The sequence below is a fragment of the Streptomyces sp. NPDC051183 genome (genome assembly GCF_040682455.1).
In the GTDB taxonomy this organism is placed as follows: Bacteria; Actinomycetota; Actinomycetes; order Streptomycetales; family Streptomycetaceae; genus Streptomyces.
The window spans coordinates 117,425-134,252 of sequence record NZ_JBFBBA010000002.1; the positions used below are offsets into that span (position 1 = coordinate 117,425).

Below are 16,828 nucleotides of genomic sequence, written 5' to 3' on the forward strand. Positions count from 1 at the left end.
GGGCGGACCCGGAGGCGCGGGCGGCTGACCCGTAACGGCAGGACCCGCCAGCATCGTCGCAGCATGGTCCAGCCCACCACCGAGCGAACCCGGCGAACCGGGGGGCGCGGGCGGGTGGGGTGCGCCGGACACACCGGGAGCCGGAGCCGGAGCCGGAGCCGGGGCCGGGGCAGCAACGGGCGGGCCGGGGGGCGCCGGCTGGGCAGCCGGGCCCGGGCGGCCGACCTGGGCCTTGCTCGTCGGCGCGTCGGCGATGTCGCCGCTCAGCGCCGGCGATACGGCGGTCTTCGGCAGCTGGCTGCCGCCCGCCATCAGGGTCGTCTTCGCCTCCGGGGCCACCCCGGGGCGCGGCGCGTCCTCCAGGTCGGAACCGGACAGCGGCGGCGCGAACACCGTCGCGGGCAGCGGTACGGACACGTCGTCCGCGCCGGAGTTCACATCGGTCCCGGCCCACGGCGTGGCCCCGGCCGGCACCCCGTCGTTGGCGGTCGGCTCGTACGGGATCTCGCCCCCGCGACGCAGCGGCACCGGCGCCGGCCCGGCCGCCTCGGCCGCACCGTCGGCGGCGGCAACCACCGCGGGAGCCGGAGCCCCGGCGACCGGCTCCGGAACAGGGGCCGCAGCCGGCACGGATGCCGGCGCGGGCGCCGCAGCCGGGGCCGGGGTCGGGGCCGGCGGGATCCCCGCCCGGTCCGCGGCCTCCTGCAACCACTCCGGCGGGCTCAGCATGAACGAGGTCTGCTCCGAGTCGATCCGCGGCGGCGGGACCGAGGCCTCCGAAGCCGCGGCCGCGGCCGAGGCCCCGTACTCCTCCTCGTACCGGCGGATCACCTCACCCACCGGCAGCCCGGGCCACAGCGTCACCTCCCCGCTGTCACGCGCGATGACCAGCCGCTGCCGGCCCCCGCCCGAGACCGGGCCCGCCGCGCGGTCCTCGGCCCACAGCACGAACCCGAGCCCGAACTCCCGCACCCGCACCTCGCGGTGCTGGTAGGCGGGCACGTCCCCGTTGATCCACTCTTCGGCGCGCTCCTGCGCCTGTGCGAACGTCACCATCGCGCCGTCACCCCTCCACCGGCGTCGCCGCCGGACCCGCGACGGGAACCGAGCGCGCGAATCCGCCGTCCACCATCAGACCGGCCACCGTCTCCAGCTCCGGCGGATTACCCGCCAACCGCTCAAGGAAGGCATCGAAATCGGCACCGCACGGCAGCAACAGCCGCTCCACGCGCTCCTGCACCGACCAGCCGTCCCGGTCGCGCGCGTCGTCGTACGGGGAGAACCAGACGGAGCCGATCCCCTCGCCCTTCACCTTCACCGCGAGCAGCCCGCCCTGGGCGAAGGCCACGCACAGGTAGTCCTTCGTCAGGTGGTCCCGCAGACACTTGTTGACGTAGACGAGGTCGTTGACCGCCGCCTCCTCGCGCACCGTGAAGAACGGCTGGTCCACCAGCAGCCCCAGGTCCACGTCGAGGCCCGCGCCCACCGGCGCGCAGCCGCCCGCCGCCTTCAGGAAGGCGCGGTACGCCTCCGGCAGCCGGTAGCCGAGGTCCTCCTCGACGCCCTGCACCTGCTGCTCGGACACCGAGACCACCGACTTCGGCAGCCCCATGTGCACCGGGCGCACCTCCTGCAACGGCCGCGTACCGCGCTTGTCGTGGTCCACGGGCGCCGTCGCCAGCCCCGCGTGGTGCCGCAGCAGCGCCTTCACCTCGACCGGGACCAGCTCCATCCGGCGGCTGCCGGCCACGTGGTGCCAGGTCCAGCCGTGCGGGGTCGCCACCGGACCGACGGTGTCCCACAGTTCGTGGCCGGCCGCCTGCATGGCGGCGTTCGCGGAGACGCAGTCCGTCAGCCGCAGCTCGTCCACGCCGAAGCCCTCCGGCGGGTCTGCGATCTCCACCGCCGCGCGGGCGTACGGGGAGAAGTCGGGATGCCCGCCCCCGTCGATGCGTACTCCGTGGGGATGCCGAGCAGCCCGGACCGGGTCCGGGAAATGCACGACCTGCCCCGAGTAAGCGGCGTTGGGTGGCGCGGCCTGCTGCCCGAGCCGACCTGTCGTCATGGCGGTAGCCCCCTGCTGGATCTGGCTGGTTCACCACAGCCTATGCGGTTCGGCAAGAGCGTCACCCGCCTGCGAGGCGGGCACCGGCACGACGGCCGGGAAGATCCGAATTGATACGAATATTCGACCCCGCTTCCACACGACAGGGGACATTTGACAGGCTGTCCCCGCAGCACGGGGGCGTGCGCGACAGCGGCGACCACCGCGGGCACGGGAGGGAAAGCGCGACCATGCAGAACACGGCAACACGCACAGAACCGGCCGACGCCGCCTCAGGAGGCGCAGGAGGCACGGGCACCACAGCAGCCACGGCGACCCCGGGCCCCGCGGGACCCCCGGGCCCGCTCGGCGCGGCCACCGGCCACCCCGGCGCCGCCACCGGTGACCCCCGCCTGCGCTGGAGCAGCACCGACGGCCGCCCCGCCGCGCCCACGCTCCGCTTCCGCCGCGACGGCATCCTCCCCACGGTCGCCGCCGCACTCTCCGTACGCGGTGAAACCCTCACCGGCACCGCCGGCAAGGCCGACCAGCCGCCCGTGCTCCACCCCCTGGTCCAGGACTTCCTCGACACCCTCACCAGCGGCCAGCGGGAACGCTTCACCGGCCGATGTCCGGAGGCGATCCTGCTCTCCCGCCACCTCGCCGCCGTCGAGGGCGCCCGCAGCAAGCGCGCGTCCCGCAAACCGCTCACCCCGAGCGAGGCCCGCCGCTCCCTGAAGCACGCCAAGATCACCGCCCGCCGCATCCGCGAGGACGGCGACCCGCTGCACGGCAGCTACGCGCCGCCGTGCCGCTCCTGCGACGCCCTCCTCGCCCACTTCGGCGTACGCCCCGTCGACCTCTCCCATTCCGAGTAGCCGCCATGACCGCCACCTCAGCCTCCTACGACCGCTCCTCGACCACCCGCTTCCCGGTCGCCGTGGACTCCGCCCTGCGCACCGCCGGCTGGGAGCCCGGCCGCTGGGACATCAAGCAGGCCGAGTACTGGGCCGACGCGCTCCGGGACCACACCACCCGGGCCGGACACCAGCACACCGTCTTCCCCGCAGCCGTCGAAGCCTGGGCCGAATTCGGCGGCCTCACGGTCACCGCCCCCGGCCCGGGGCGGCAGATAGCCCCCGCCGTGGTGCGCCTCGACCCGCTGACCGGCCTCCACCTCGCCCGCACCTTCGCCGACCTCGGCCGCGCCCTGTCCACGCAGCTGTGCCCGCTGGGCGTGGAGGCCGACGGCGGCTCCCACCTGGCCCTGGACCGCGAGGGCCGCGTCTACGGCATCGACCACACCGGCGACTGGTACCTCGGCGCGGGCCTCGACGAAGCCCTCACCCTCCTCCTGACCGGCCTCCAGCCGATCCGCCTCACGACAGCCTGACGGGCCGGGCCCGCGCCGCCGCTGCCGCTGCCGCTGCCGGGGACTGTCCCGTACCGGCCGAGCCCCGGCCCCGCGCGCCGCCCGCCGCGCTGCGCGGCAGCCACGGGCGGAGCGGCCCCGTGCAGCCGCGGCCCCGCTGCGGGGGCCGGCCCCCGGACCCCCGCGCCTCAAACGCCGGCGGGGCTGGATTTCCCTGCGAGCGCCAAGAGATCGCACCAGCCACAATCCAGCCCCGCCGGCGATTGAGGCGCGGCCCCGGCCCGATCCCGAGCCGGGCGCCGGTCGCGCTCGGGGCGGTCACACCCGGCCGAACGCGCGGCTAGCCGACCGGCAGCACCGCCGAGACCTTGAAGCCGCCCTCGTCCGTCGGCCCGGACACGAACACCCCGCCCAGGCCGAGCACCCGCTCGCGCATCCCGACCAGCCCGTTCCCGCCGCTCGGCAGGCCCGGCTCGGCGGCCTTGCCGTCGCACGGCCCGTTCTCCACCTGCATGGCCACCTCCCCGTCGCGATGGGCCAGGCGTACGACGACCCTCGCACCCGGGGCGTGCTTGTGGCAGTTGGTCAGCGCCTCCTGCACCACCCGGTACGCCGTCTGCTCCACCTCGGCCGGATACCCAGCCCCCGCGCCCCGGACGTCCAGCTCGACGGCCATCCCCGCAGCCCGCGACTGCCCGACCAGCGCCTCCAGCTCCCCCAGCGAGGGCCCGTCCTCGAAACTCCCCACGAGCGCCACGGGCGCCACCGCCGCCGGAACCGCCTTGGGCGGCTCGGCCCGCAGCACCCCGAGCATCTCCCGGAGCTCCGTCAGCGCCTGGCGCCCCATGTCACCCACCAGCGCGGCGTTCTTCACCGCCTTCGCCGGATCCTTGACCGCCACCGCCTGCAGCGCCGCCGCATGGACCACCATGAGCGACACCCGGTGCGCCACTACGTCGTGCATCTCCCGCGCGATCCGCGTGCGCTCCTCCGTACGGGCCCACTCGGCCCGCTCCTCCGCGCGGTCCGCCAGCAGCGACAGCTCCCGCTCCAGCGAGTCCGCCCGCTCCTGCAGGCTCTCCATGAGCCGCCTGCGGGCCCCTATGTAGAGGCCCAGGAGCACCGGCGGCACGGTCAGCGCCACCGCGATGAAGACGGAGAGCACGATCACGAGCGTGCGGTCGGCCTCCACGTCCCCCTGGGTCCGCACGTACATCACCACGAAGGTCGCGGCCAGCGACATCGAGGTGAGGGTGGCGGTGATCCGCCGCGGCACCTCGGAGGTGGCGAGCGTGTACAGCCCCACCACGCCGAGCAGGAACCCCATGGCGGCCGGCGAGACCGCGATCCCGATGAGCACCACGGCGATCGGCCAGCGCCGCCGCAGCGTGAGCGCGGCCCCGACCACGATCCCGAACAGCACCCCGACGGCCACGGGCACCGCGGCCTCGTGGGCGAACGACACCCCCTCCAGGGCGCACTCGACGGCGGAGACCCCGCCGAGCCCCACGTCCAGCGCGGCCCCCCGCCGCCTCTCCCACCACAGTGGCCCGTCCCGCCCTGCCCCTTGCTCTTCCCCCGTACCGGTCATGCCGACCAGCGTACGCAGGGGTGCCTGCACAGCCGCGACCGAAATTCCGGTAAACCCGGGGTAATCGCACATACGACTGAATAGACCATTCGGCGAGACCTGAATCTCGCATTCCGGACGATATTGGCGACATGACCGAAATCCCACGTCGCCCCGGCGACGGCACCGGCGGCCTCCGCTCCGGAACCGCGACCTTCGAATCCCTACGCGAGCAGGCCATCGTCTTGCGACGCGAGGGCCTCAGCCTGCGCCAGATCCGTGACCGCCTCGGCGTCCACAACAACAACATCCTCAACGCTCTGGTGAAGGGCGAGCCCCCACCCGAATGGACGAAGCGTCCGAACGCGAAGGACGACCTCCGCGAACGCGCTCGCGAGCTCCGCCTCGAGGGGATGACCTACGACGAGATCCAAGTCGAGCTCGGCTGCTCGAAGAGCTCCATCTCCCTCTGGGTCCGCGACCTCCCGAAACCGCAGCCCCGCTACACGGAGGAGCAGCATCGGGCCCTCATGAATGCCGGGTTGAAAAAGCTGCGCCAGTCCCAGGACGATGCCCGCCAGGCAACCAAGAAGTCCGCACATGACGAGGTCGGCACCATGACCGACCGCGAGCTCTTCCTCGTCGGCGTCGGCCTCTATTGGGCGGAAGGCCAGAAGAGCAAGTCGTACGCCCGGCGCGAGCGAGTGATCTTCGTCAACAGCGATTCGGACATGATCCACCTCTTCCTCGCCTGGCTGGAACTCCTCGGGGTGACCCCCCATCGCATCCGGTACCGCGTGATGATCCACGAGACGGCAGACGTCACCGGTGCCGAGCATTACTGGGCTGACCAGGTACGAGTGGATCATTGTGAGCTCCAGAGGACGACCGTGAAGAGGCACAACCCGAAGACGGTCCGCAAGAACGTCGGCGAGGACTACCGGGGTTGCCTGGTGATCGGAGTACTGGACAGCGCCGATCTCTACTGCCGTATCGAGGGGTGGTGGTCACGCATGGCAGTGGAGGCGCGCCGCAGAAACGCGTAGGCTGACGGCGGCCAATCCCGGGTTGCTCTGTCGGTAGGGGCGACCAGACTTTGAATCTGGGTACGACGCAGGTTCGACTCCTGCCCCGGGAGCCAATCAAGTTCGGGTCCTGACCGCCACGGTCGGGACCCGGCTTCGTTTTCGGCGTGCGACCCACCGGTATCCTTCACGGGTCCACCACCCGAAGCCGAAGGGCACACCCGTGAGCGCCAACCGCCCGGCAGCCGTCGTCGTACTCGCAGCGGGTGAAGGCACCCGCATGAAGTCGGCCACACCCAAGGTTCTGCACGAGATCAGCGGGCGCTCGCTCGTCGGTCACGTCGTCGCCGCCTCCCGTGAGCTGGACCCCTCCCACCTGGTCGTCGTCGTCGGACACGCCCGCGACCAGGTCGTCGCGCACCTCGCCGGGATCGACGCCGAGGTCCGCACCGCCGTCCAGCACGAGCAGAACGGCACCGGGCACGCCGTCCGCATGGCTCTCGAAGAGCTCGGCGGCACCGTCGACGGCACCGTCGTGGTCGTCTGCGGCGACACCCCGCTGCTCACCGGGCAGACCCTCGGCGCCCTCGTCGCCACGCACGCCGCCGACGGCAATGCCGTCACCGTGCTCACCGCCGAGGTGCCGGACTCCACCGGGTACGGACGCATCGTGCGCGCCGCCGACGGGGCGGTCACCGCCATCGTCGAGCACAAGGACGCCACCGACGCCCAGCGCGCCATCCGCGAGATCAACTCCGGGGTCTTCGCCTTCGACGGCAGCCTGCTGAGCGAGGCCCTCGGCAAGGTCCGCACCGACAACAGCCAGGGCGAGGAGTACCTCACGGACGTACTCGGCATCCTGCGCGAGGCCGGCCACCGCGTCGGCGCGGCCGTCGGCGCCGACCACCGCCAGATCCTCGGCATCAACAACCGCGTCCAGCTCGCCGAGGCCCGCGCGCTGCTCAACGCACGCCTGCTGGAGCGCGCGATGCTCGCGGGCGTGACGGTCGTCGACCCGGCCAGCACGCTCGTCGACGTGACGGTCACCTTCGGCCAGGACGCCGTCGTGCACCCGGGCACCCAGCTCCTCGGCGCGACCCACATCGGCGAAGGGGCCGAGGTCGGCCCGAACAGCCGCCTGAAGGACACCCGCGTCGGGCCGCGCGCCACCGTGGTCAACACGGTGGCCGACAACGCCGTGATCGGCGAGTCGGCGTCGGTCGGGCCCTTCGCGTACCTGCGTCCGGGGACGAACCTGGGAGCCAAGTCCAAGGCCGGCACGTACGTGGAGATGAAGAACGCGACGATCGGCGAGGGCACCAAGGTGCCCCACCTGTCGTACGTGGGCGACGCGACGATCGGCGAGTACACGAACATCGGTGCGGCGAGCGTCTTCGTGAACTACGACGGCGAGCACAAGCACCACACGACCGTCGGCTCACACTGCAAGACGGGCTCGGACAACATGTTTGTGGCTCCCGTCACCATCGGGGACGGCGCCTACACGGCCGCCGGCTCGGTGATCACGAAGGATGTGCCGCCCGGCGCGCTGGCCGTGGCCCGTGGCCAGCAGCGGAATATCGAGGGCTGGGTGGCCCGCAAGCGTCCGGGAAGTGCCGCCGCGACGGCGGCTCAGTCGGCGGTCCACGAGGACTCCGGCGAACGCTGAGGTGAACTGACCGGAAACGGGTACGCCGGAGACGGCGTACCGTGATAGGTGCACGCAATTCGGCTGGCTCACCGTGTGCGGGACGGACGCACATGGGGGCGAGCAGCTTTCCCACGTCTGAGGAGACAGTGCTGTGACCGGGATCAAGACGACCGGCGAGAAGAAGCTCATGCTCTTCTCCGGCCGCGCCCACCCCGAGCTGGCCGAGGAGGTCGCACACCAGCTGGGAGTCGGCCTCGTGCCGACCAAGGCTTTCGATTTCGCGAACGGTGAGATCTACGTCCGCTTCCAGGAGTCGGCTCGTGGCGCGGACTGCTTCCTGATCCAGAGCCACACGGCTCCGATCAACAAGTGGATCATGGAGCAGCTGATCATGATCGACGCGCTCAAGCGCGCGTCGGCGCGCTCCATCACCGTGATCGTCCCGTCCTACGGGTACGCCCGCCAGGACAAGAAGCACAAGGGCCGCGAGCCGATCTCGGCGCGTCTGGTCGCGGACCTGCTGAAGACCGCGGGTGCCGACCGCATCCTCACGGTCGACCTGCACACGGACCAGATCCAGGGCTTCTTCGACGGCCCGGTGGACCACCTCTCGGCCCTGACGGTCCTCGCGGACTACGTCGGCGCCAAGGTGGACCGCACCAAGCTGACGATCGTCTCCCCGGACGCCGGCCGCGTGCGCGTGGCCGACCGCTGGTGCGACCGCCTGGACGCGCCGCTGGCCATCGTGCACAAGCGCCGTGACAAGGACGTCGCCAACCAGGTGACCGTCCACGAGGTCGTCGGTGAGGTCAAGGGCCGCGTCTGCGTCCTGGTCGACGACATGATCGACACCGGTGGCACCATCTGCGCCGCCGCCGACGCGCTCTTCGCGCACGGCGCGGAGGACGTCATCGTGACGGCCACGCACGGCATCCTGTCGGGCCCGGCGGCCGACCGCCTGAAGAACTCCAAGGTCAGCGAGTTCGTGTTCACGAACACCCTGCCGGACCCGTCCGACCTGGAGCTCGACAAGATCACGGTCCTGTCGATCGCCCCGATGATCGCCCGCGCGGTGCGCGAGGTGTTCGAGGACGGTTCGGTCACCAGCCTGTTCGAAGAGCAGCAGTAAGATCCTTTTGAAGTACGGCCTCCCCGCCGGGTAGACTCTGCGAGTTGCTCGGCGAGGGAGGCCGTACCTTTTGGGTACCGGCTCTCCGTTATCGACGCGCTCTTCGTAGCAGGCCGTTCCGGCCGGGTGACTCGTCCGTTTTCCGTCACCCCACGAGGAGTGAGCATGTCCGAGGTCAAGCTTTCCGCCCAGCTCCGCACCACCTTCGGCAAGGGCTCCGCCCGCCAGGCCCGTCGCGACGCGCTGGTTCCCGGTGTCATCTACGGCCACGGCCAGGACCCGAAGCACGTCAACGTCGAGGGCCACGGCCTGCAGCTGGCGCTCCGCACCCCGAACGTGCTGATCACCCTGGACATCGCGGGCGACGGCACCGAGCTGGTCATCCCGAAGGCCGTGCAGAAGCACCCGCTGAAGCGCTCCATCTCGCACGTCGACTACCTGATCGTCAAGAAGGGCGAGAAGGTCACCGTCGACGTCGCGATCGTCACCGAGGGCGAGCTGGCCGCCGGCGGCAACATGCTGGAGACCCTCCAGAACACCATCTCCGTCGAGGCCGAGGCCACCCACATCCCGACCGAGGTCACCGTCTCCATCGCGGGCCTCGAGGCCGGCGCCACCATCCACGCCAAGGACCTGGTCCTGCCGGCCGGCACCACGCTGGCCGTCGACGGTGACATCGCCGTCCTGCAGGTCGTCGCCCCGCAGGCCGAGGAGCCGGCCGCCGAGGAAGAGGGCGCCGAGGCCTGAGCCTCGCCCTTCCCCCTCAGCACTTGCTGACCGACCGCCGTCCGGCTCCACTGGAGCGGGACGGCGGTCGTTCTCGTATAAGGAGCTTTTGATGTCGGACGCGGACGACGCGGCGCCCTGGCTGATCGTCGGTCTCGGGAACCCCGGGCCGGAGTACGCGGGCAACCGCCACAACATCGGGTTCATGGTGGCGGACCTGCTGGCGGAGCGGATGCGCGGGAAGTTCAAGGCGCACAAGGCCCGTGCGCAGGTGGTGGAGGGGCGCATCGGCCCGCCCGGCCCCGCGAACCGCCGGGTGGTGCTGGCCAAGCCGATGTCCTTCATGAACCTGTCCGGCGGCCCGGTGACGGCACTGCGCGATTTCTACAAGGTGCCGCTGGACCGGATCGTGGCGGTCCATGACGAGCTGGACATCGACTACCCGACGCTGCGCCTGAAGCTGGGCGGCGGGGACAACGGCCACAACGGGCTGAAGTCGATGACGAAGTCGATGGGTCCGGACTACCACCGGGTCCGGTGCGGCATCGGCCGTCCGCCGGGCCGCATGCAGGTGGCGGACTTCGTGCTGAAGGACTTCTCCTCCACGGAGCGCAAGGAGCTGGAGTGGTTCGTGGACCGGGCGGCCGACTCCGTGGAATGCCTGATCACGGAGGGTCTGGAGCGCGCCCAGTCGGCGTACAACTCCTGACCGGTGTGCCGATCGCCACTTCGGACAAACCCGATCACGAGCCCCCAAGGCCGTACGAATACTGACGAGTACCTCTTGACCGGGGCGGCGCACTGTCACGAAGCTGAGCGCCGGCGCGTCGGCCTCCCCCTCGGCCTCGGTTTCGGCCAGCACCTCCGCCTCGGTTTCGCCGAGCGCGTCGCCGTCCGGCTCGGCCTCTTCCCCGGCTCCGGCCGGTTCGGCCCCCGCGACGGGCGGTTCCACCGGTGGGGGTGACCTGGCGAAGACCGGTTCCGACGCCCCGGTCGGCCTGATCGCCGCGATGGCCGCCGCGCTGATCGGTGCGGGCGCCGTGCTGGTGACCCGCCGCCGCAAGGCGGGCGCCGCGGGCTGAGCCCCGTAGCTCCGCGACGACAGGGCCCCCGCACCTTCGTGGTGCGGGGGCCCTGTCGTGCGTACGCCGTGCCGTCAGCCGGTGTTGCGCAGGCCGGCGGCGACGCCGTTGACGGTGAGGAGCAGGGCGCGGGAGAGGATCGGGTCCGCTTCCTCGCCGCGCTCGGCCGCGGCCCGCTGGCGGGCCAGCAGGGAGACCTGGAGGTAGGAGATCGGGTCCAGGTAGGCGTCGCGGACGGCGAAGGTCTGCTGGAGGACCGGGTTGGAGTCCAGGAGCTTCTCGCCGCCGGTGATGCGCAGGACCTCGCGGACGGTGAGCTCGTGCTCGGCCTCGATCCGGGCGAAGACGTGCTTGAGGTTCTCGGGCACGAGGGTGTCGACGTAGTGGCGGGCGATCCGCAGGTCGGTCTTGGCCAGTGTCATCTCGACGTTGGACAGGAAGTTGCGGAAGAAGTGCCAGCGCTTGCCCATCTCGGTGAGCGAGTCGCCCTGGCCGGCTTCGCGCAGGGCCTTGAGGCCCGAGCCGACTCCGTACCAGCCGGGGACGATCTGGCGGGACTGGGTCCAGCCGAACACCCAGGGGATGGCGCGCAGGCCGTCGAGGCCGGCGCCGGAGTCGGGGCGGCGCGAGGGGCGCGAGCCGAGGTGCAGGTCGGCGAGCTGGTCGACCGGGGTGGCGGCGAAGAAGTACGCCGGCAGGTCCGGGTCCTCGACGAGTTCCCGGTACGCGGCGTGGGCGGCGTCGGAGACGATGTCCATGCCCGCGTCCCAGCGGGCCAGGTCGTCCTCGGACTGGCGCGGGGAGGTGTGCAGGGCCGAGGCCTGCAGGGTCGCCGCGACGGTCAGTTCGAGGTTCTCGCGGGCCAGCGAGGGCACGAGGTACTTGTCGGAGATGACCTCGCCCTGCTCGGTGACCTTGATCTCGCCCTCCAGAGTGCCCCAGGGCTGGGCGAGGATCGCGTCGTGCGAGGGGCCGCCGCCGCGGCCGACGGTGCCGCCACGGCCGTGGAAGAGGCGCAGGCGTACGCCGTAGCGGTGGGCGACGTCGCGCAGCCGGCGCTGGGCGCGGTGGATCTCCCACTGGGAGGTGGTGATGCCGCCGAACTTGGAGGAGTCGGAGTAGCCGAGCATGACCTCCTGGACGTCGCCGCGCAGGGAGACCAGGCGCCGGTAGGAGGGGTCGGCGAGCATCTCGTCGAGAATGACGTCGGCGGCGCGCAGCTCGTCGGTGGTCTCCAGGAGCGGGACGATGCCGATCTTGGCCCAGCCGGCGTGCAGGTCGATGAGTCCGGCTTCGCGGGCCAGGACGGCGGCGGCGAAGACGTCGTCGGCGCCCTGGCACATCGAGATGATGTAGGACTCGATGACCTCGGGGCCGAACTTCTCGAAGGCGTCCTTGATGGCGCCGAAGACGCCGAGGGTCTTCTGCCCGGCGGCGTCGAGGGGTGCCGGGGTGGGGGCCAGGGGGCGGCGCGAGCGCAGTTCCTTGGCGAGCAGCTTGCCGCGGTAGTCGCGGGGCATGTCGGCGTAGCGCCAGGATTCCTCGCCGAGCCGGTCGAAGAGCTGGCCGAGCGCGTGGTGGTGGGCGTCGGCGTGCTCGCGTACGTCCATGGTGGCGAGCTGGAGGCCGAAGGCGGCGAGCGTGCGGATGGTGCGGTCCATGCGGCCGTCGGCGAAGAGTGCGCCGCGGTGCTCGCGCAGGGAGCTCTGGATGAGGGTGAGGTCGGTGAGGAGTTCGGCGGTGCCGAGGTAGTCGCGGCCCTCTTCGTGGGGGATGCCCTTGGCGAGGCGCTCGCGGGTGTTGACGAGCTTCTGCCGGATGCAGGTGGCCTTGAGGCGGTAGGGCTCCTCGGCGTTCAGCCGCTTGTAGCGCGGGCTGATCTCGGGGAGGCGCTCCAGGTCGGCCTGGAGGGAGGAGAGGAGCTCTTCGGTGGCTCCGGTGTAGCGGATGGAGTTCGACAGCAGTCCGCGCAGGAAGTCGATGAGTTCGAGGGCGTCGGTGATGCCGTGTTCGTGCTGGAGGATCAGCACGTCCCGGGTGACGTCGGGGGTGACGTTGGGGTTGCCGTCGCGGTCGCCGCCGATCCAGGTGCCGAAGGTGAGCGGGCGGGTGCCGGGGGGCAGCTCGACGCCGACGCGCTGGAGCTCGGCGGCGAGGTCCTCCAGGACGTCGCCGACGGCGCCGGCATGCAGCTCGTCGAGGTAGTAGATGGCGTTGCGGGCTTCGTCGGCGGGCTCGGGACGGACCACGCGCAGTTCGTCGGTCTGCCAGACGAGGTCGATGTTCTCGGCGAGCCGCAGGTCGTGGCGGCGGCGCTCGCCGGCGCCGGTGACGGGCTCCTCCAGCAGGGCGGCGATGCGGCGCAGCTTGTTCAGGACGCTGCGACGGGCGGCCTCGGTGGGGTGTGCGGTGAAGACGGGGCGGACGTTGAGGTTCTTGACCGTCTCGCGCAGGTGCTCGGGGTCGGCGTCCTTGAGCATGTCGGCGGTGCGGGCGAGGAGCCCGCCTTCGGCGGCCCGGTGGGCGCGCAGTTCCTTGCCGCGGTGCACCTGCTCGGTGACGTTGGCGAGGTGGAAGTAGGTGGAGAAGGCGCGCACCAGCTTGGCGGCGGTCTCCAGGTCGGTGTCGCCGAGCAGCGCGGCGGCTGCGATGCCGTCGGTGCGTGTGAGGGCGCGGACGCGTTCGACGAGGTCGAGGAGTTCCTGGCCCTCCTGGCGTACGAGGGTCTCGCCGAGGAGGTCGCCGAGGCGGCGGATGTCCGCGCGCAGCTCTGCGTTCGCGGCGGCTTCCGTGGTGCGGGCGGGGGCCTGGTCAGCACTGCTCACAGGTGCGGCTCCTTGCAGTGTTCGAGCGCTACTGGGAGGTGGGCGCCCGGGTGCGCGCGGCGTAGCCGCTCCTGATGCGCAGCTCGGGACTGCCCGTGCGGACCGCGCTGTCCGACGACACCAGGATAGGTGTCCCGTCCTCGTGCCTCGGTATACGTGTCACCAGGCGGACGGAGGGCGGCCCTGTCGGCGGGGTCGCGGTCGTGCTCCCCTTGCCGCGGGGCGGAGCTTTGCCATACTTACGTTGCCGTAGGTTACGGGTCCGTAGGGTCCGTGATCCGACGCCTGCCGACCTCACCCCCAGGGGAAAAAACGCCCATGACCACCAGCCCCGATTTGATCGAGGGTGCCTCCGCGCCCTCCGATTCGCCGGAGTCGTCCGCGACCCTCGGCGGCGAGAACAAGCGGTCCATCGAGCAGATCGCGCTCCTGCTGTTCATCACCGTTCCCTTCCTGGCGCTGCTGGCGGCGATCCCGCTGGCCTGGGGTTGGGGGGTGAGCTGGCTGGACCTCGGCCTGATGGTGTTCATGTACTTCCTGGCCTGCCACGGGATCACCATCGGCTTCCACCGCTACTTCACGCACGGTTCCTTCAAGGCGAAGCGCCCGCTGCGGATCGTGCTGGCCGTGATGGGGTCGATGGCGGTGGAGGGGCCGCTGGTGCGCTGGGTGGCCGACCACCGCAAGCACCACAAGTACTCCGACCACGAGGGCGACCCGCATTCGCCGTGGCGGTTCGGGGAGACGCTCCCGGCGCTGGTGAAGGGTCTGTGGTGGGCGCACATCGGCTGGCTCTTCGACGAGGAGCAGACCGATCAGCAGAAGTACGCCCCGGATCTGGTCAAGGACCCGGCGATCCGGCGGATCTCGCGGGACTTCATCTTCTGGACGATGCTGTCGCTGGCGATCCCGCCGCTGGTGGGCGGTCTGGTGACGATGTCCTGGTGGGGCGCGTTCACGGCGTTCTTCTGGGGTTCCCTGGTGCGGGTCGCGCTGCTGCACCACGTGACGTGGTCCATCAATTCGATCTGCCACGCGGTGGGCAAGCGGCCGTTCAAGTCGCGTGACCGCTCCGGCAACGTGTGGTGGCTCGCGGTGCTGTCGTGCGGGGAGTCCTGGCACAACCTGCACCACGCGGACCCGACCTCGGCGCGTCACGGTGTGCTGCGCGGCCAGGTCGACTCCAGTGCGCGGCTGATCCGTTGGTTCGAGCAGGCCGGCTGGGCCTCCGACGTGCGGTGGCCGTCCGCGGCCCGCATCGACGCCCGGCGCAGGGAAAACGAGTCGAACGCGGCATGATGGGGGGCGTGGCGATCGACGGCGGTACCTCCAGCAGCGACAAGCCCAGGCGCGGCCGCCGGGTTCGGATGACGGGCGCCGAACGGCGCCAGCAACTGCTGGACATCGGTCGGACCCTGTTCGCCGAGAAGGGCTTCGAGGGCACCTCGGTGGAGGAGATCGCGGCGAAGGCCGGGGTGTCCAAGCCGGTGGTGTACGAGCACTTCGGCGGCAAGGAGGGTCTGTACGCGGTCGTCGTGGACCGGGAGATGCGGCAGTTGCTGGACGGTGTGACGGGCGCGCTGACGGCCGGGCACCCGCGGGAGCTGCTGGAGCAGGCGGCGTTCGCGCTGCTGGACTACATCGAGTCGTACACGGACGGTTTCCGGATCCTGGTGCGGGACTCCCCCGTCGCCCAGTCCACGGGCACCTTCGCCTCGCTGATCAGCGACATCGCCACGCAGGTCGAGGACATCCTGGGCCTGGAGTTCAAGGCGCGGGGCTTCGACCCGAAGCTGGCGCCGCTGTACGCGCAGGCGCTGGTCGGGATGGTGGCGCTGACCGGGCAGTGGTGGCTGGACGTCCGCAAGCCGAAGAAGGCGGAGGTCGCCGCGCATCTGGTGAACCTGGCCTGGCACGGGCTGGACGGGCTGGAGTCCAAGCCGCGGCTGGTGGGCCACCGCAAGAGCTGAGGCCCGTACGAGCGGGTGTGTACGCGACGGCGCCCCGTCACCCGGTCCGGGTGGCGGGGCGCCGTCGCGTCGCGCGGTGGGCTCACACCGCGTGCGGTTCCAGGAATTCGAGCCGGTTGCCCACGGGGTCCTCGGAGTAGAAGCGGCGGTGGCCGGGGAGGTTGTCGTCCCAGACGACCTTGGCGCCCCGCTCCTCCAGTCTGCCGGCGTACGCCTCGATGCCGGTGACGCGGAGTCCCGGGTGTGCCTTGAGGGCGGGCCGGAAGTCGTCCTCGATGCCCAGGTGGAGCTGGACGGGTCCGGCGGCGAGCCAGCAGCCGCCGCGGGCCGCGAGGACGGGCGGCTTGGGGATCTCCGTCATGCCGAGGACGTCCTGGTAGTAGGCCCGGAGTCTGTCCTCCGAACCGGGTGGCGCGGCCAGTTGTATGTGGTCGACGGCGCTGAGCACGGTCATGCCTCCTTGCGGGCGACGGCGAAGATGCGGCGGAACGGGAACACAGTGCCACGCGGCCCGGGCGGGTAGGCCCCGCGCAGGAGATCGCGGTATTCGGCGAGGAATGCGGCTACGGCCTCGTGGTCGTCGCCGAGGGCGGTGAGCACCGGCCGCAGCGCGGTGCCCTTGACCCAGTCCAGGACGGGGTCGGGGCCTTCGAGGAGCTGGTAGTACGTCGTCTCCCACACCTCGACGGTGCAGCCGAGCTCGGTCAACCGTTCCAGGTACTCGGCGGGTTCGAGGAGGTGGATGTAGCGGGCCCCGTGTCCGGCGAGCCGGGCCCGCCAGTGCGGGGTGTCGCAGAGGTCGGCGAGGAGCCGGTGGCTGGGGGCGCCGTAGTTGCCGGGGATCTGGAAGGCGAAGGTTCCGCCGGGGCGCAGGCCGTTGGTCCAGGCGGCGAAGGATCCGGGGTGGCTGGGGACCCACTGGAGGGCGGCGTTGGAGACGATCAGGTCGTACGGCTCCTCGGGGAGCCAGTCGGCGAGGTCTCCCCGGCGGAAGTCGAGGCTGCCGCCGCCGCGGGTGGGGCCGGCGTACTCCTTGTCGGCGCGGTGGAGCATCTCGGGGGAGAGGTCGAAGCCGGTGATGCGGGCCTCGGGCCAGCGGTCGGCGAGCAGGGTGGTGACGTTGCCGGGGCCGCAGCCCAGGTCGGCGATCCGGGCGGTCCGGGTGGGCAGCTCGGGTATCCGGGTCAGGAGGTCCAGGAAGGGCCGGGTTCGGTGGCCGGCGTGTCGGAGGTACTGCTGCGGGTCCCAGGTCGGTGCGGATGGCGCGGTGGAGGTGGATGAGGACGTGGGGGCGGGGATCCGGGCCGAGGCGGTATCGGAATGCATGTTCGAGCCTCCCTACTGGTGGGGCGGGCGGAAGCGGAAGCCGTTCCGGCCACCTCCATGCCCCATGGTCGCGCAGAATATATCTCGACGTCAAGAAACATGATCACG

At 71.4% G+C, this 16,828-nt stretch carries 15 protein-coding genes, 1 tRNA gene and 1 pseudogene; 11 read left to right on the forward strand and 6 right to left on the reverse strand.

Annotated elements, in window-relative coordinates; genetic code table 11:
- Positions 1 to 1,056, reverse strand: a pseudogene (locus AB0M99_RS02485) (hypothetical protein); the annotation flags it as partial.
- A 7-nt stretch (positions 1,057 to 1,063) separates the two neighbouring features.
- On the reverse strand, positions 1,064 to 2,065 hold the full coding sequence (locus AB0M99_RS02490) for an SMI1/KNR4 family protein (RefSeq protein ID WP_365916714.1): 1,002 nt from the start codon (positions 2,063 to 2,065) through the stop codon (positions 1,064 to 1,066).
- 230 nt (positions 2,066 to 2,295) lie between these two features.
- Here AB0M99_RS02490 and AB0M99_RS02495 point away from each other — a divergent pair, with 230 nt between their 5' ends.
- The gene (locus AB0M99_RS02495; RefSeq protein WP_365916716.1) at positions 2,296 to 2,922 is read left to right on the forward strand and encodes a YwqJ-related putative deaminase; all 627 of its coding nucleotides are present in this window, start codon (positions 2,296 to 2,298) and stop codon (positions 2,920 to 2,922) included.
- 5 nt (positions 2,923 to 2,927) lie between these two features.
- Positions 2,928 to 3,437: an SUKH-3 domain-containing protein gene (locus AB0M99_RS02500; protein ID WP_365916718.1), complete on the forward strand. Its 510-nt coding sequence runs from the start codon at positions 2,928 to 2,930 to the stop codon at positions 3,435 to 3,437.
- Between the two features lie 319 nt (positions 3,438 to 3,756).
- Here AB0M99_RS02500 and AB0M99_RS02505 read toward each other — a convergent pair whose 3' ends face one another.
- Complete coding sequence (locus AB0M99_RS02505) at positions 3,757 to 5,007, reverse strand: histidine kinase (RefSeq protein WP_365916721.1); 1,251 nt, start codon at positions 5,005 to 5,007, stop codon at positions 3,757 to 3,759.
- A gap of 131 nt (positions 5,008 to 5,138) precedes the next feature.
- Here AB0M99_RS02505 and AB0M99_RS02510 point away from each other — a divergent pair, with 131 nt between their 5' ends.
- From AB0M99_RS02510 to AB0M99_RS02540, 7 genes are all read left to right on the forward strand, one after another.
- Positions 5,139 to 6,032, forward strand: coding sequence for a hypothetical protein (locus AB0M99_RS02510; RefSeq protein WP_365916723.1), 894 nt, complete (start codon positions 5,139 to 5,141; stop codon positions 6,030 to 6,032).
- A 15-nt stretch (positions 6,033 to 6,047) separates the two neighbouring features.
- Positions 6,048 to 6,127, forward strand: a tRNA-Gln gene (locus tag AB0M99_RS02515).
- 107 nt (positions 6,128 to 6,234) lie between these two features.
- Entirely contained in the window at positions 6,235 to 7,680 is a 1,446-nt protein-coding gene (gene glmU / locus AB0M99_RS02520; RefSeq protein WP_365916725.1) for a bifunctional UDP-N-acetylglucosamine diphosphorylase/glucosamine-1-phosphate N-acetyltransferase GlmU, read from the forward strand.
- Positions 7,681 to 7,813: 133 nt separating this feature from the next.
- On the forward strand, positions 7,814 to 8,791 hold the full coding sequence (locus AB0M99_RS02525) for a ribose-phosphate diphosphokinase (protein ID WP_053679484.1): 978 nt from the start codon (positions 7,814 to 7,816) through the stop codon (positions 8,789 to 8,791).
- 165 nt (positions 8,792 to 8,956) lie between these two features.
- Positions 8,957 to 9,538: a 50S ribosomal protein L25/general stress protein Ctc gene (locus AB0M99_RS02530; RefSeq protein WP_365916727.1), complete on the forward strand. Its 582-nt coding sequence runs from the start codon at positions 8,957 to 8,959 to the stop codon at positions 9,536 to 9,538.
- A 91-nt stretch (positions 9,539 to 9,629) separates the two neighbouring features.
- Positions 9,630 to 10,226, forward strand: a complete 597-nt coding sequence (pth, locus tag AB0M99_RS02535) for an aminoacyl-tRNA hydrolase (protein WP_365916729.1) — start codon at positions 9,630 to 9,632, stop codon at positions 10,224 to 10,226.
- Positions 10,227 to 10,482: 256 nt separating this feature from the next.
- Positions 10,483 to 10,599, forward strand: a complete 117-nt coding sequence (locus AB0M99_RS02540) for an LPXTG cell wall anchor domain-containing protein (RefSeq protein WP_365916906.1) — start codon at positions 10,483 to 10,485, stop codon at positions 10,597 to 10,599.
- A 74-nt stretch (positions 10,600 to 10,673) separates the two neighbouring features.
- Here AB0M99_RS02540 and ppc read toward each other — a convergent pair whose 3' ends face one another.
- The gene (ppc, locus tag AB0M99_RS02545; RefSeq protein ID WP_365916731.1) at positions 10,674 to 13,424 is read right to left on the reverse strand and encodes a phosphoenolpyruvate carboxylase; all 2,751 of its coding nucleotides are present in this window, start codon (positions 13,422 to 13,424) and stop codon (positions 10,674 to 10,676) included.
- A gap of 318 nt (positions 13,425 to 13,742) precedes the next feature.
- On the opposite strand from ppc, the gene AB0M99_RS02550 reads away from it, so the two are divergent.
- Together AB0M99_RS02550 and AB0M99_RS02555 are read left to right on the forward strand one after the other, a co-directional pair.
- Positions 13,743 to 14,723, forward strand: a complete 981-nt coding sequence (locus tag AB0M99_RS02550; RefSeq protein ID WP_365916733.1) for an acyl-CoA desaturase — start codon at positions 13,743 to 13,745, stop codon at positions 14,721 to 14,723.
- Complete coding sequence (locus tag AB0M99_RS02555; protein ID WP_365916735.1) at positions 14,720 to 15,394, forward strand: TetR/AcrR family transcriptional regulator; 675 nt, start codon at positions 14,720 to 14,722, stop codon at positions 15,392 to 15,394. The genes AB0M99_RS02550 and AB0M99_RS02555 overlap by 4 nt, the downstream gene beginning before the upstream one ends.
- Positions 15,395 to 15,476: 82 nt before the next feature.
- On the opposite strand, the gene AB0M99_RS02560 is transcribed toward AB0M99_RS02555, so the two are convergent.
- Positions 15,477 to 15,842 carry a VOC family protein gene (locus tag AB0M99_RS02560; protein WP_365916907.1) on the reverse strand — a complete coding sequence of 122 codons (366 nt, stop codon included), beginning with the start codon at positions 15,840 to 15,842 and terminating at the stop codon, positions 15,477 to 15,479.
- 2 nt (positions 15,843 to 15,844) lie between these two features.
- Positions 15,845 to 16,720 (reverse strand): trans-aconitate 2-methyltransferase, encoded by an 876-nt coding sequence (locus AB0M99_RS02565; RefSeq protein WP_365916737.1) that lies wholly within the window; start codon positions 16,718 to 16,720, stop codon positions 15,845 to 15,847.
- Positions 16,721 to 16,828 lie beyond the last annotated feature (108 nt).